Here is a 13,532-nt window from a genome sequence, read left to right on the forward strand (position 1 = left end):
CTCCGGCCCCAAGCCAGCCCCAACCTAGAGTGCTCCCGCGTGGATCAAGAAGTCAGTCGAGTTTCCTCACGTCACGATCCGCGCGGTCTGCTCGATGACCCGCTGCTGGACAGCCTGCTGACGCTCTGCCAACTGCACCAGAAGCCGGCCAGCCGCGCCATGCTCACCAGCGGCCTGCCGCTGCCCGAGCAACGCCTGACCGCCGAGTTGCTGCCGCGCGCAGCGGCCCGCGCGGGTTTGCAGGGACGCCTGTTGCAACGGCGCCTGGAGCAGATTCCGGTGCTTGCGCTACCGGCCATGCTGCTGCTGCGCGAGGGGCGTTGCGCGGTGCTGCTGGGTTGGGAAGGCGAGGGCCAGGCGCGCCTGCTGCTCAGCGAGAGCGACGGCGGCGAGGTGCGCGTGTCCCGTGAGCTGTTGCTGGAGGATTACAGCGGCCAGGCATTCTTCGCCCAGCCGCAGCACAAGTTCGACCTGCAGCACGGCGAGCTCATTCCCCGTGCCAAGAGCTGGTTCCGCGACACCCTGAAGCGCTCGCGCTGGCTGTATGTCGACGCGGTGGCCGCGAGCCTGCTGATCAACCTGATCGCCCTGGCCGCGCCGCTGTTCGTGATGAACGTCTACGACCGCGTGGTACCCAACCAGGCCGCCGCCACCCTCTGGGTGCTGGCCATCGGCATCAGCGGCGCCTACCTGTTCGACCTGCTGCTCAAGACCATGCGCGGCCTGTGCCTGGACCTGGCCGGCAAGAAGACCGACCTGATCATCTCGGCGACGCTGTTCGAGCGCATCGTCGGCATGAGCATGAAATACCGGCCCGCTCGGGTCGGCTCGTTCGCGCAGAACATCCACGAATTCCAGACGCTGCGCGACTTCCTCAACTCGCTGACGCTCACCACCCTGATAGACCTGCCGTTCACCCTGCTGATCCTGCTGGTGATCGGCATCATCGGCGGGCCGCTGGTGTTCGTCCCGCTGGTCGCCTTCCCGCTGGCCGCGGGCCTGGGCTGGATGCTGCAGAAGCCGCTGGTGGAGACCATGAACCGCACCATGGCGCTGTCCGCCGAGCGCCAGTCGAGCCTGATCGAGACCCTGGCCAGCCTCGACGCGGTGAAGGTGAACAACGCCGAGAGCGAGCGCCAGTACCTCTGGGAGCAGACCATCGGCACCCTGAGCCGCCTGGAACTGCGGGTGAAGCTGCTGTCGTCCCTGGCGATGAACAGCACCGTGCTGATCCAGGCGCTGGCCGGAGTGGTGATGATCATCGGCGGCGTCTACCTGATCATCGCCGGCGACCTGTCCATGGGTGGCCTGATCGCCTGCTACATGCTCAACGGCCGCGCCCTCGGCCCGCTGACCCAGCTCTCCGGGCTGATCCAGCGCTACCAGCAGGCGCGCCTGTCCATGGAAACCACCAACCAGATGATGGAACTGCCGCAGGAGCGCAGCGCCGACGAGCGTCCGCTGACCCGCTCGCAACTGCGCGGCGGCATCGAGATGCGCGAGCTGGATTTCGTCTACCCGAACCAGCAGGTGGCGGCGCTGCACGGCATCAACCTGCAGTTCCGCCCCGGCGAGAAGGTCGGCATCGTCGGCCGCAGCGGCTCGGGCAAGAGCTCCCTGGCCAAGCTGATCGTCGGCCTCTACCAACCGGACAAGGGCAGCCTGCTGGTGGATGGCGCCGACGTGCGCCAGCTGGACATCAGCGAGCTGCGCCACAACATCGGCTACGTGCCGCAGGACATCAGCCTGTTCAGCGGCACCCTGCGCGACAACCTGGTCTGCGGGGCGCGCTACGTGGATGACGAGCGGGTGCTGGAAGTGGCCGAGCTGACCGGCGTGAACGAGTTCGTCCGCCTGCATCCGCAGGGCTACGAGCTGCAGGTCGGCGAACGCGGCCTGAACCTGTCCGGCGGCCAGCGGCAGAACGTCGCCCTGGCCCGCGCGCTGCTGCTCGATCCGCCGATCCTGCTGCTCGACGAACCCACCAGCGCCATGGACAACGCCGGCGAAGAGCGCCTGAAGCAGCGCCTGCATTCGATCATCGGCGACAAGACGCTGCTGCTGGTCACCCACCGCGCCTCCATGCTCAGCCTGGTGGATCGCCTGGTGATCATCGACAAGGGACGCATCATCGCCGACGGCCCGAAGGACGTGGTGATGGACGCATTGAAGAAGGGGCAGATCAGTGTCGCTTGATCCCAAAGGCAGCATTCGCCACAGCATCGGCGGTTATTTCAAGGGCGGCGACAACCTCTCCGGCCAGCCGCTTCCCGAAGTCAGCAAGGCACTGGTGGAAGACGCGCCGCGCGTGGTGCGCCTGACCATCTGGGTGCTGATCGGCTTCGTCCTGTTCCTCGGCCTGTGGGCGCACTTCGCCCAGATCGACGAGGTGACCCGTGGCGAAGGCAAGGCCATTCCCTCGTCCAAGGTGCAGAAGATCCAGAACCTGGAAGGCGGCATCGTCTCGCAGATCTTCGTCCACGAAGGCGAGGTGGTGCAGGCCGGCGAATCGCTGATGCGCCTGGACCCGACCCGCTTCCAGTCCAACGTCGGCGAGACCGAGGCCGACCGCCTGGCCATGTTCCTGCGGGTGGAGCGACTCTCCGCGGAGGTCGAAGACCGCGCGCTGAACGTCCCCGACGACGTGCGCGCCAAGGTGCCCGGCCAGGCCAGCAGCGAAGAGGCGCTGTTCCACAGCCGCCAGCAGCAGCTCAAGGACGAGGTCGCCGGCCTCGAGCAGCAACTGGTGCAGAAGCAGCAGGAGCTGCGCGAGTTCGTCTCCAAGCAGGCGCAATACCGCAACAGCCTGGAGCTGTTGCGCCAGGAAATCTCCATGTCCGCGCCGCTGGTGGCGCAGGGCGCCATGTCCCAGGTGGAACTGCTGCGCCTGAAGCGCTCGGAAGTGGAGAACCGTGGCCAGCTCGACGCCACCACCCTGGCGATTCCCCGCGCCGAGGCCGCGGTGAAAGAAGTCGAGCGCAAGGTCGCCGAGACCCGCTCGCGCTTCCGCAGCGACGCCCTGAAGGAACTCAACGAGGCGCGCACTGAACTGAGCAAGGCCGAGGCAACCGGCAAGGCGCTGGAGGACCGGGTCAGCCGAACCCTGGTGACCTCGCCGGTGCGCGGCATCGTCAAGCAGCTGCTGGTCAACACCATTGGCGGCGTGATCCAGCCGGGCAGCGATCTGGTGGAAATCGTCCCGCTGGACGACACCCTGCTGGTGGAGGCACGCATCCGTCCGCAGGACATCGCCTTCCTGCGGCCGGGGCAGCATGCGATGGTCAAGTTCACTGCCTATGACTACACCATCTACGGCGGGCTGGAGGCGGACCTCGAGCAGATCGGCGCGGACACCGTCACCGACGATGATGGCAACAGCTTCTACCTGATCAAGCTGCGCACCCGCAAAAGCCACTTGGGCACCGATGACAAGCCGCTGCTGATCATCCCCGGCATGATCGCCACGGTGGACATCATGACCGGCAAGAAGAGCATCCTGAGCTACCTGCTCAAGCCCATCCTGCGGGCCAAGGCGGAGGCGCTGCGGGAGCGGTGATCGACTTTGCATCCGCTCCTGCGGCTCGGGTTGCCCGGTCTTCGTAGGAGCGGACTCTGTCTGCGATGTTTTTCGTTTGGGTGTTTTTGCGCCGCTTCGGTGGGGGATGAGACTTTTTGTTTCGCCCGAGGGGGCGAAACAAGAAACATCCGAGCACGCCGAAGCGGCGCAAGAACACCGAACAAGACGAACAACTAGCGCCGCCCCAGCCCAGTAAAATGCGCCGAGCCATCAATATGCAACGGTAAACCGCTGCTGGTGATGATTGGCCTGCTCGGCCTCGTCGATCATCGCCACCGCCAGGTCCGGCAGGGAAATACGGCTCTCGCCCTGCGCATCGAACAACACCTGATCGCCGCCGAGGCGGAAGCTGCCGGTGCGGGTTTCGCCGTCGAGCAGCATCGCCGGGCTGAGGAAGGCCCAGTCCAGTTCCTTCTCCGCCCGCAACTGGTCCAGCGCATCGGCCGCGCCCAGTGCGCCTTGCTTCCATTGCTCGGGGAATTCCGGGCTGTCCACCAGGCGCTGGCCGGGGGCGATCTCCAGGCTGCCGGCGCCACCGAGCACCAGCAGGCGCTTCACGCCAGCGGCCTTCACCCCGTCGAGGATGGCGCGGCTGCCCCTGGCGTGGGCATCGCGGATGTCCGGATTGCCCCAGCCGGCGTTGAAGGCGCTGATCACCACCTCCTGGCCGGCGACGGCATGGGCGACCTGGGCCGGATCGTAGACATCGGCCTGAACCACCTTCAGGTGCTCGCGCGCCGGCAGTTTCGCCGGGTCGCGTACCAGGGCGGTCACCCGGTGACCACGACGCAGGGCCTCTTCGAGGAAGTAATGGCCAACATGGCCGGTGGCGCCGATCAGGGCAATGTTCATGGAATCACCTTTCGAGAAGTGCCGCTGGGGTGCGGCCGGTGATTCATCTTCGGTGCTGGACGGCTGCGGATAAACGGCCGTCGCCGCCATGCACTCGTAAGCCCTGCTTCACAATCGCCCGGCTACTGGTCGAACAGCTTCTGCACCACCGAGAAGTCCTGCTCGCCATGCCCCTGCTTCACCAGCAGCCGGTACAGCGCCAGGGCCAGGCTGCCCATGGGGGTGCTGTTGCCGCTGACCTGCGCGGTTTCCTGGGCCAGGCCCAGGTCCTTGGTCATCAGCGCGGCCATGAAGCCGCCGGTGTAGCCACGCGAGGCGGGGGCGGTTTCCATCACGCCGGGCCAGGGGTTGTAGACCTCCAGCGCCCAGTTGCCGCCGGAGCTGCGGCGCATGATCTCCGACAGTACCACCGGGTCGAGGCCGTTGGCGGCGCCCAGGGCCAGGGATTCGGCGGTGCCGATCATCAGCACGGCGAGCAGCTGGTTGTTGCACACCTTGGCGACCTGGCCGGCGCCGTCGCTGCCAGCGTGGAAGATGTTGCGGCCCATGGCAGAGAACACCGGGCGGGCGCGTTCGAGCACCTCGGCGTCGCCGCCGACCATGAAGGTCAGGGTGCCGGCCACGGCCCCGCCGGTGCCGCCGGAGACCGGTGCATCGAGCATCGGGATGCCGCGCTCGGCGGCGGCCAGGTGGACCTTGCGCGCGGAGGCGGGGGCGATGGTGGAGCATTCCAGCACCAGGGTGCCGGGAGTGATATGTGTCAGCAGGCCTTCGGCGCCCAGGTAGAGACCCTCGACGTGCTGGCTGGCCGGCAGCATGGTGATCACCAGGTCGGCGCCGTCGACCGCGTCGTGGGCGCTGCGCGCCGCGCTGGCGCCCTGGGCGACCAAGCCGTCGATGGCGCTCTGCACCAGGTCGAACACGCGCAGCAGGTAGCCGGCCTTGATCAGGTTGGCGGCCATGGGGGCGCCCATGTGGCCGAGGCCGATGAAGGCGATGGTTTGCATGCTGGTTTCCTCCTGTTGAACCACAGGCACTCCAGCGCAAGGTAGATACCTGTAGGAGCGAGCTTGCTCGCGAACGGCTTCGCTGCGAGGCCGGTTCGCGAGGCCGAATCCGTTCCCGACGGATTTCGGCATTTCCCACATCCCTGTGGTTCACAAGCTCGCTCCTACGGGGGAAGGGACCTAGAGATCCGCCAGCGGATGCTCGCCCTCCCAGGTCGCGTCGAAGTGCGCATTCACCACAGCATCAGGTATGGCAGCGATATCCGGCCAGTGCCAGTGCGGGGCGTTGTCCTTGTCGATCAGCCGGGCGCGCACGCCTTCGGGGAATTCCGGATGGCGGCAGCAGTTCAGGCTCATCGCGTACTCCATGCGGAACACCTCGGCCGTCGACAGATGGCGCGCGCGGCGAATCTGCTCCCAGACCAGGCGGGCCGTCAGCGGGCAGCCGGAAACCAGGGTCTTCGCGCCCTTGGCGATCAGCGCATCGCTGTCCTCGGTGAGCGGTGCCAGCGCGTGCCAGGCTTCCACCACGTTGGCGCAGTCCAGCAGCGCATCGATGCGCTCGCGGCGCGGCAGCAGCTGGGCTTGCGGCAGTTCCCCGCGGACCTCGTGCTCCAGCGCCTGGAGCAGGCTGTGCAGCTGCACGGCGGGCTGTTCGCGCCAGTTCAGCTGCACCAGGCCCTCGATCAGGTCTTCCTGCTGGGTGTCGAGCAGGAAGCGGTCGGCCAGGTCCAGGTCCAATGCGTCGCGGGCGTTCATCTGCGTGGCGGTCAGCCCGAGGAACAGGCCGAGGCGGCCGGGCAGGCGGGCGAGGAACCAGCTGGCGCCGACGTCCGGGTACAGGCCGATGCTGATTTCCGGCATGGCCAGACGGGTGGACGGAGTGACGATGCGTACCCCGGCGCCCTGCATCAGGCCCATGCCGCCGCCCATCACGTAGCCGTGGGCCCAGCAGATCAGCGGTTTGCCGTAGCTGTGGATGAGGTAGTCCAGGCGGTATTCGTCGGCGAAGAAGCGGCGGGCGAGGGTCGGTACCTCGCCGGGTTGCTCGCGGCAGGCGTCGACCAGCTTGCGCACGTCGCCGCCGGCGCAGAAGGCCTTGCCGCCATTGCCGCGCAGCACTACGCAGGCGATCTGCGGGTCGTTCTGCCAGACGCCCAGCTGATGGCTCAGCGCTTCGATCATCGGCAGGCTCAGGGCGTTCAGGCTCTTCTCGGCGTCGAGGGTGGCGATGCCAATGCGGAAGCCGTGCAGGCCGGGGCGCTCTTCGAACATCACGTTCATGATCAGTCCCTTACTGGTTGCGCCAATGCGGCTCGCGTTTTTCCAGGAAGGCGTTGACGCCTTCGCGGGTGTCGTCGGCATCGAACAGGTCGACGAAGCGCTCGCGCTCTTCCGGCAGCCAGGTGGTCGGGCCGCGTTCGCGGGCGCCCTGGATCAGCGGTTTGATGGTGCGTACCGCGACCGGGCTCTGACGGGCGACCTTGGCCGCCAGCAGCAGGGCGGTGCCGCGTGCTTCGCCGGTATCCACCACCTGCTCGACCAGGCCGATGCGCAGCGCGGTGTCTGCGTCGACGCGCTCGCCGCAGAGGATCATGCGCTTGGCCCAGCCTTCGCCCACCAGCCAGGGCAGCGCCTGGGTGCCACCGGCGCAGGGCAACAGGCCCACGGCGGCTTCCGGCAGGGCCATCTGCGCCTGGCGCTCGGCGATGCGGATGTCGCAGGCGAGGGCGCATTCCAGGCCGCCGCCCATGGCGTAGCCGTTGATCGCGGCGATGGACACGCCACGGAAGTCGCGCAGCGCCTCGAAGGCTTCGCCGAAACGGCGGGCCATCTCGCGGGCTCGGGCCTTGTCGCCGTCGGCGAACATGTTCAGGTCGGCGCCGGCGGAGAAGAATTTCGGGCCCTGGCCGGTTACCACCAGGGCATAGATGTCGTCGTCGCGGTTGAGGTGTTCGATCACCTGGCGCAGGCCGATCAGCGAGTCGCGGTCCCAGGTGTTGGCCGGAGGGTGGTTGATGGTGATCAGCGCGGTATGGCCGTGCTTTTCCACGGTCAGCTTGTGGGTGAGGTCGAAGACTCCGGGCTTGTAGGGCTCGAGGGCGTTGCTCATGGGCATCTCCTTGTCGGTGCCGCCGGCGGGCGGACGCATGTGCCTGGACTCTAGGCGCGCGCGATGGGGCGCGTCCATGTCCTATCTGTTCGATTGCGCCCGCGTGGGCGGGCGGTTTTTCCAGTGCGGCAGTTGTGTACTTTTCGTAGGAGCGAGCTTGCTCGCGAACCAACCCCGCTGCGGAGACTGTTCGCGAGCAATAACGAAGGCGTCCCCCTCGCTCCTACACAAGAGCCTTCAGAGCAGGCGATCCAGCATCCCACCCTGTTCCAGCAGGCGGCGGGCGATGATCACCCGCATGATCTCGTTGGTGCCCTCCAGGATCTGGTGCACGCGGCTGTCGCGCACCCAGCGCTCCAGCGGGTAGTCGTTGAGGTAGCCGTAGCCGCCGTGCAGCTGCAGCGCCTCGTTGCACAGGGTGAAGCAGCGGTCGGTGGCGAAACGCTTGGCCATGGCGCAATACAGGGTCGCCTCGCCGTCCTTGTGGTCCAGCTTGTGGGCGGCCAGGCGCACCATCTGCCGGCTGGCGGTGAGGTCGGTGAGCATGTCGGCGAGCTTGAACTGCAGGGCCTGGAACTCGGCCAGCGCCTTGCCGAACTGCTTGCGCTCCTCGACGTAGCGCAGCGACTGCTCCAGCGCCGCCTGGGCCGCGCCCAGGGAGCAGCTGGCGATGTTCAGGCGGCCGCCGTCCAGGCCTTTCATGGCGTAGACGAAGCCCTGGCCTTCCGGGCCGATGCGGTTGCCCGCCGGGATGCGCACGCCCTCGAAGGTGATGGTGCGGGTAGGTTGGGCCTTCCAGCCCATCTTGTCCTCGTTGCGGCCGTAGCGGATGCCCTCGGCGTTGGCCGGCACCAGGAAGCAGGAGATGCCCTTGGCGCCGTCCACTCCGGTGCGCGCCATGACGATCAGCACGTCGGTCGAACCGGCACCGGAAATGAAGGTCTTGGCCCCGTCCAGCACGTACTCATCACCGTCGCGGCGGGCACGGGTGCGCAGGTGCGCGGCGTCGGAGCCGGCGTCCGGCTCGGTAAGGCAGTAGGAGGCCAGGTGTTCGCCGCCGATCATCCCCGGCAGCCACTGGTCCTTGAGCGCGGCGTCGCCGAAGCTGGCGAGCATCCAGGTGGCCATGTTGTGGATGGTGATGTAGGCGGTGGTGGCGACGCAGCCGGCGGCCAGCTGCTCGAAGATCAGCGAGGCGGACAGCCGCGACAGCCCCAGGCCGCCATCTTCCTCGGCGATGTAGAGGCCCAGGTAGCCCTGCTCGGCGGCGCGGCGGATCACCTCCACCGGGAAGTGGTGCTGGCGGTCCCAGTCGGCGGCGTGGGGGGCCAGTTCGCGGCTGGCGAAGGCGCGGGCGCTGTCCACCAGCAGGCGTTGTTCTTCGGACAGATCGAAATGCATGCAGCTACCTCGGATTGTTCTTGTCGGCCACATCGTCGCGCGGTGCGCGGATTTCCATCGGTTATAGCGGTTGCAGGGGCGGCTGTGGATTGACGATCTTGCTCGGGAGATGGACGATCTTGGCATTCAAGCGCGCGGAATCCTCGCCATGTCCCGTCCCCTCACCTCGTCCTGGCCGTTGCCCCAGCAGGGCGTCCGTTTCATCACGCCGCCGCGCCTGCGCCGGGCGCTGGAGCGTCATCCGCTGGGCCAGTCCTGCTATCCGCTGGCGCTGGGCTATTACCCGGCGGCAGTCGGGCACCGCATGGAGCGGGAGAATCCGGACGATCATCTGTTGATCTACTGCAGCGCCGGTCACGGTTGGCTGGAAACGGCGGATGGACGATTCGAGGTTGCCGGCGGCGATCTGCTGGTGCTGCCCAAGGGCCGTGCCCATGCCTATGGCGCAGATGTGCAGCGGCCCTGGTCGATCTTCTGGGTGCATCTGGAAGGGCGGCTGGCCGAGGACTTCCTGCGCCCGCTGGGCAAGTCGCCACGCCTGCGCGTCGGTGTGCAGCCGCGCCTGCTCGGCGAGTTCGACGCATTGCTGGCGCTGCGCCGGCAGGGCCTGAGCCTGCCGCACTTCATCCATGCCGCGCACCTGCTGCAGAGCCTGCTGACCTCGCTGGCGCTGCGCCCGGCGCGGGCGCGGCTGAAGTCCGGGCGCGTGCTGGATGTGGAGGCGGTGCAGGCCCTGATGCGCGAGCACCTGCACGATGCGCTGAATCTCGACGAGCTGGCCGCGCAGTTCCGCCTGTCGCGCTTTCACTTCGCCAAGACTTACCGCGCGCTGACCGGACAGGCGCCGATCCAGGACTTCATCCGCCTGAAGATGACCCACGCCTGCCGCCTGCTCGACCAGGGCAACCTGGAAGTGCGGCAGGTCGCCGAGCAACTGGGTTACGCAGATGCCTATTACTTCTCGCGGCTGTTCAAGCGCGTGGTGGGCATGGCGCCCAGTCATTACCGGGCGCTGCACACGGGGTAGTCACGGTGCGGGTCGCCTTGACTTGACCGGGGCGCTTGCTTAGCGTGCCGGTTCGTTTTACCAGGCAGACGCACCATGACCAATGAAGATCGGATCAAGCTGGAAGCCAGCTGGAAGGAAGCCCTCCACGAGGAGTTCGAGAAGCCCTACATGAAGCAGCTGGGCGAGTTCCTCCGCGCGGAAAAAGCCGCCGGCAAGGTGATCTTCCCGCCCGGTCCGCTGATCTTCAATGCGCTGAACACCACGCCGCTGGATCATGTGAAGGTGGTGATCATCGGCCAGGACCCTTACCACGGCCCTGGCCAGGCCCACGGCCTGTGCTTCTCGGTACAGCCGGGCGTGCCGACGCCGCCGTCGCTGCAGAACATCTACAAGGAGCTGCAGCGCGACCTCAACCTGCCGATCCCCAACCACGGCTATCTGCAGCACTGGGCAGAGCAGGGCGTGCTGTTGCTCAACACCTCGCTCACCGTCGAGCAGGCCCGCGCCGGTTCCCACGCCCAGGCCGGTTGGCAGTTGTTCACCGACAAGGTGATCGAGGTGGTCAGCCAGCGCTGCGAGAACCTGGTGTTCCTGCTCTGGGGTTCCCATGCGCAGAGCAAGCAGAAGCTGATCGATGCGCAGAAGCACCTGGTCCTCAAGTCGGCGCACCCCTCGCCGCTGTCGGCCTACCGGGGCTTCCTCGGCAACGGGCATTTCAGCCGCACCAACAAGTTCCTCGAACAGCACGGCCTGGCGCCCATCGACTGGTCGCTGCCGCCGGTCTGACGGCGCGCCCGCAAAAAAAGAGGCCCGCACGAGGCGGGCCTGGAGAAATCGCCGGGGAACTCAGCCCGGCGAGCGTGGCACTTGGCGCCTGTTCAATGTCTGCCTGCACTTGCTCATGCGGCGTTAAAAACAGGCTCGGAATGCTCATTTACAGCTCGTAAACTGCGCTTCCTCGCCTGTTTTTGCCTTGCCTGAGCTGCGTTCGGCGAGACCTTGAACAGGCACTTACTCCGTCGCCTCGGCGCGACGCTGCCAGAGACGGAAACAGGGCTCGGCGAGGAACAGCACCAGCAGCAGGCGCAACACCTGCAGCGCCGTCACCAGTGGCACCGAGAGTTGCAGCGCCTCGGCGGTCAGGCTCAGCTCGGCGATACCGCCGGGCATCATGCCGAGCATCAGCGACTGGTGATCCAGCGGCCCGAGCCAGCCGATCAGCTCCGCCACCAGCGCCGCCGCCAGCATCATCCACAGGGTGCACGCCAGGCTGCGGCCGACGAAGGCCGGGGCATTGCGGAAGAAGCTGCGATTGAAATGACAGCCCAGCGCGCTGCCGATCAGCCATTGGCCCAGGGAACTGCTGCCCGCCGGCAGGCCGATCTGCAGATCGGCGGCGATGGCGGCGAGGGCACTGACCAGCAGTGGCCCGAGCAGCCAGGGATTGGGTTGGCGCAGCGCCTGCAGGACCAGCGCGACCACGGCGCCCGCCGGCAGCAGCAGGGCCAGCCAGCCCCAACTGACCGTGACGGAGTGCGCGCCTGGCGGCGGGGTGTCCAGCAGCCAGGTGAAGGCCGCTGGTACCAGCAATACCACCAGCAGCAGGCGCAGGCTCTGCGCCGCCGCCACGCGGCTGGACTGCGCGCCGTGACGCAGGCCGAGGTTGACCATCTCGCTGGCGCCACCGGGCATGCTGGAGAAGAACGCCGTGGCGCGATCCTCGCCGGCGCGCCGCAGCACGGCGATGGCGGCGAGGCTCGACAAGGTAGTGGCCAGCGCACCCAGCACCACGATGGCGCCATGTTCGAGCACCTGCTCGACCACCGCCGGGGTGAAGTGCAGGCCGATCCCGGTACCCACCACCCATTGCCCGGCCTTGCGCGCGCCGGGCACTTCCGCGAGCGGCCAGTCGAGCAGGCAGCGGCTGAGCATCACCGCCAGCAGCGAGCCGATCATCCAGGGCAGCGGCCAGCCGACCAGAGAGGCCAGCCAGCCACCGAGGGCGCCGATCAGGGGCGTTGCCCAGAACAGGCGCCAGTTCGCCAGCTTATGCATCGGCCAGCTCGACCGTTGCGCGACGGCTGCGCTTGCGCCAGGCGCGGTACAGCGGCAGGCCGAGCATGAGCACCACCAGCGCCCAGGTGCCGAGGGTGATCGGGCTGGACCAGAGAATGCCCAGTTCGCCGTTGGAGATCGACAGCGCGCGGCGCAGGTTCTGCTCCATCAGCCCACCGAGGATGAAGCCCAGCAGCAGCGGCGAGAGCGGGAAGTCCAGCTTGCGCAGGATGTAGCCGAGGATACCGATGGCGACCATCAGGAACAGGTCGAAGGTGGTGGCATGCACCGCGTAGACGCCGATCGCGGTGATGATCGCGATGCCCGGCACCAGCGCCCAGTTCGGCACCGAAAGGATGCGAGTGAAGACCCGGACCATCGGCACGTTGAGGATGATCAGCATGACGTTGGCGACGAACAGCGAGGCGATCAGGCCCCAGACGATGTTCGGCTGTTCCTGGAACAGCAGCGGGCCAGGGGTGATGTTGTACAGGCTCAGCGCACCGATCATCACCGCCGTGGTGCCCGAGCCGGGCACGCCGAGGGTCAGCATCGGCACCAGCGCGCCGCACGCCGCGCCGCCGATGGCGGTTTCCGGTGCCGCCAGGCCGCGCATGTCGCCCTTGCCGAACTGGCCCTTGTCGCCGGCCAGCTTCTTTTCGGTCATGTAGGCCACGGCGCTGGCCAGGGTCGCACCGGCGCCGGGCAGTACGCCCATGATGAAGCCCAGCGCGCCGCAGCGCAGGTTGACCACGAAGACCGAGGCCGCTTCCTTGGCGTTGAACAGCATGCGCCCGCTGGCCTCGACCATCTTGTGGCCGTGGTGGGTCTTCTCCAGCAGCAGGAGGATCTCGCTCACCGAGAACAGGCCCAGCACCAGCACCACGAACTGGATGCCGTCGGAAACGTGGATGCTGTCGAAGGTGAAGCGGTACACGCCGCTGTTGGCGTCGATGCCCACGCTGGAGAGGAACAGTCCGAGCAGGGCGGCCAGCAGGGTCTTCAACGGACGGTCACCGGCCAGGCCGCCGAGGGCGACGATGGCGAACACCATCAGCACGAAGTATTCCGCCGGACCGAAGGCGATCGCCCATTTCGCCAGCAGCGGGGCGAACAGCACCATGCCGCAGGTGGCGATGAAGGCGCCGATGAACGAACTCCAGGCCGACAGCGACAGGGCCACGCCGGCCAGGCCGTTGCGGGCCATGGGGTAGCCGTCGAGGGTGGTCATCACGGTGGAGGCTTCGCCGGGGATGTTCAGCAGGATCGAGGAAATCCGCCCGCCGTACTCGCAGCCCAGGTACACGGCGGCCAGCAGGATCAGCGCCGACTCCGGCGGCAGGCCGAGGGCGAAGGCCACCGGAATCAGCAGGGCCACGCCATTGATCGGACCCAGGCCCGGCAGCAGGCCGACGACGGTGCCGATCAGGGTGCCGATCAGCGCGGTGATCAGGTTGTAAGGGGTCAGGGCGACACCGAAGCCCTGGCCGAGATAACTCAAGGTATCCATGGTCATTT

The 13,532-nt window shown here is 67.3% G+C and carries 11 protein-coding genes; 4 read left to right on the top strand and 7 right to left on the bottom strand.

The window, feature by feature from the left end; translation table 11 throughout:
- Positions 1-39: 39 nt before the first annotated feature.
- Positions 40-2,196: a type I secretion system permease/ATPase gene (locus tag ACAW63_RS11090; RefSeq protein WP_371233663.1), complete on the top strand. Its 2,157-nt coding sequence runs from the start codon at positions 40-42 to the stop codon at positions 2,194-2,196.
- Positions 2,197-2,209: 13 nt separating this feature from the next.
- Positions 2,210-3,556 carry an HlyD family type I secretion periplasmic adaptor subunit gene (locus ACAW63_RS11095; protein ID WP_371234644.1) on the top strand — a complete coding sequence of 449 codons (1,347 nt, stop codon included), beginning with the start codon at positions 2,210-2,212 and terminating at the stop codon, positions 3,554-3,556.
- Between the two features lie 231 nt (positions 3,557-3,787).
- Here ACAW63_RS11095 and ACAW63_RS11100 read toward each other — a convergent pair whose 3' ends face one another.
- The 5 genes from ACAW63_RS11100 to ACAW63_RS11120 all read right to left on the bottom strand — a co-directional run bounded on the left by ACAW63_RS11100 (position 3,788) and on the right by ACAW63_RS11120 (position 8,950).
- Positions 3,788-4,429: an NAD(P)-dependent oxidoreductase gene (locus tag ACAW63_RS11100; protein ID WP_371233665.1), complete on the bottom strand. Its 642-nt coding sequence runs from the start codon at positions 4,427-4,429 to the stop codon at positions 3,788-3,790.
- A 122-nt stretch (positions 4,430-4,551) separates the two neighbouring features.
- The gene (gene mmsB, locus ACAW63_RS11105; protein ID WP_371233667.1) at positions 4,552-5,436 is read right to left on the bottom strand and encodes a 3-hydroxyisobutyrate dehydrogenase; all 885 of its coding nucleotides are present in this window, start codon (positions 5,434-5,436) and stop codon (positions 4,552-4,554) included.
- Between the two features lie 180 nt (positions 5,437-5,616).
- Positions 5,617-6,720 carry an enoyl-CoA hydratase/isomerase family protein gene (locus tag ACAW63_RS11110; RefSeq protein ID WP_371233669.1) on the bottom strand — a complete coding sequence of 368 codons (1,104 nt, stop codon included), beginning with the start codon at positions 6,718-6,720 and terminating at the stop codon, positions 5,617-5,619.
- 10 nt (positions 6,721-6,730) lie between these two features.
- Positions 6,731-7,549: an enoyl-CoA hydratase gene (locus ACAW63_RS11115; RefSeq protein WP_275610521.1), complete on the bottom strand. Its 819-nt coding sequence runs from the start codon at positions 7,547-7,549 to the stop codon at positions 6,731-6,733.
- A gap of 237 nt (positions 7,550-7,786) precedes the next feature.
- On the bottom strand, positions 7,787-8,950 hold the full coding sequence (locus ACAW63_RS11120) for an isobutyryl-CoA dehydrogenase (protein ID WP_371233671.1): 1,164 nt from the start codon (positions 8,948-8,950) through the stop codon (positions 7,787-7,789).
- Positions 8,951-9,098: 148 nt separating this feature from the next.
- On the opposite strand from ACAW63_RS11120, the gene ACAW63_RS11125 reads away from it, so the two are divergent.
- Positions 9,099-9,977 carry an AraC family transcriptional regulator gene (locus ACAW63_RS11125; protein ID WP_371233672.1) on the top strand — a complete coding sequence of 293 codons (879 nt, stop codon included), beginning with the start codon at positions 9,099-9,101 and terminating at the stop codon, positions 9,975-9,977.
- A gap of 75 nt (positions 9,978-10,052) precedes the next feature.
- Positions 10,053-10,745 carry a uracil-DNA glycosylase gene (ung, locus tag ACAW63_RS11130; protein ID WP_275610524.1) on the top strand — a complete coding sequence of 231 codons (693 nt, stop codon included), beginning with the start codon at positions 10,053-10,055 and terminating at the stop codon, positions 10,743-10,745.
- 225 nt (positions 10,746-10,970) lie between these two features.
- Here ung and ACAW63_RS11135 read toward each other — a convergent pair whose 3' ends face one another.
- Positions 10,971-12,014, bottom strand: a complete 1,044-nt coding sequence (locus ACAW63_RS11135; protein WP_371233674.1) for an AbrB family transcriptional regulator — start codon at positions 12,012-12,014, stop codon at positions 10,971-10,973.
- Positions 12,007-13,524 carry a tripartite tricarboxylate transporter permease gene (locus tag ACAW63_RS11140; RefSeq protein WP_371233676.1) on the bottom strand — a complete coding sequence of 506 codons (1,518 nt, stop codon included), beginning with the start codon at positions 13,522-13,524 and terminating at the stop codon, positions 12,007-12,009. The genes ACAW63_RS11135 and ACAW63_RS11140 overlap by 8 nt, the downstream gene beginning before the upstream one ends.
- Between the last annotated feature and the right edge of the window lie 8 nt (positions 13,525-13,532).

Source organism: Pseudomonas sp. QE6 (genome assembly GCF_041379005.1).
GTDB lineage: Bacteria > Pseudomonadota > Gammaproteobacteria > Pseudomonadales > Pseudomonadaceae > Pseudomonas.